Genomic DNA, 1223 nt, shown 5'->3' on the forward strand with positions numbered 1-1223 from the left:
ATGATCCTGCTTGATGAGCCGTCAATGGGCTTGTCGCCGCTTCTGGTCAAGGAAGTGTTCGGGATCATTGAAAAGATCAATCGCGAACAGGGCATCACCATGCTCATTGTTGAACAGAACGCCAACTTTGCGCTTAAGGTTGCCGACTATGGTTACATCATGGAAAGCGGTAAGGTTGTTCTGGATGGCACCCGTGACGAGCTTCTGAATAACGAGGACGTCAAGGAATTCTATCTTGGCGGCGGTTCTGAAGAACGCAAAAGCTTCAAGAACATCAAGTCCTACAAGCGCCGCAAACGTTGGCTCTAGGATTAAAACACCGGGGCCGTATACCGGTGTGGTGGACGCCTTTGAATGAAAGACGGGTATGATGCTTAAAACTTACTATGACGAGCGCGAAACGCGAACTCCCGGAAGCCGCGAGGCCGGCTTGATGGCAGCACTGCCGCGCATCCTGCATCATGCCAAATCGCAATCGAAGGCTTATGGTCGACTGTTGGCCGATATCGAGCCGCAAAAAATCACCACCCGCGAGGCACTGGCGAAACTGCCGCTGACCCGCAAGTCGGATCTGATTGATGCGCAGGCCAAGGAACCGCCGCTGGCGGGCCTGAACGCAACGCCAATCCCGGCGATGGCACGCCTGTTCCAAAGCCCCGGGCCGATTTATGACCCGCAGGGCAAGGGTGATGACTGGTGGCGGATGGGCCGCGCGTTCTTTGCCGCTGGCTTCCGTCCGGGCGATATTGTTCATAACTGCCTGTCCTACCACCTGACACCGGGTGGCTTTATCTTTGACAGTGGCGCACGGGCCTGCGGGTGTGTTGTCGTTCCGGCCGGGGTCGGACAAAGTGAGGCACAGGTCAAGGCAATCAGCGACCTTAAACCGACCGGATATAGCGGTACGCCATCCTTCCTGAAGATCCTGATCGAAAAGGCCGAGGAACTTGGTGCGGATATTTCATCGATCAAGCGCGCACTGGTATCGGGCGAAGCATTGCCAGAAAGTCTGCGATCCTGGTTTGCCGAACGCGATATCGCCATGCTGCAGTGCTATGCCAGTGCCGACCTTGGCCTGATTGCCTATGAAAGCGATGCCAAGGACGGCATGATTGTTGCCGAAGACATCATTCTTGAAATCGTCCGTCCGGGCACGGGAGAGCCGGTGGCAGAGGGCGAGGTTGGCGAAGTCGTAGTCACCACGCTTAATATGGACTATCCGC

1 protein-coding gene and 1 pseudogene are annotated in these 1223 nt (G+C 56.0%); both read left to right on the plus strand.

Going from position 1 to position 1223, the window contains the following annotated elements; all coding sequences use genetic code 11:
* Window positions 1–309 (plus strand): annotated as a pseudogene (locus B3Z49_RS11490) (ABC transporter ATP-binding protein); the annotation flags it as partial.
* 58 nt (window positions 310–367) lie between these two features.
* On the plus strand, window positions 368–1223 hold an 856-nt coding region (locus B3Z49_RS11495), incomplete at its 3' end, for a phenylacetate--CoA ligase family protein (RefSeq protein ID WP_296990927.1).

The sequence above is a fragment of the Thalassospira sp. UBA1131 genome (genome assembly GCF_002311515.1).
Lineage (GTDB): Bacteria > Pseudomonadota > Alphaproteobacteria > Rhodospirillales > Thalassospiraceae > Thalassospira.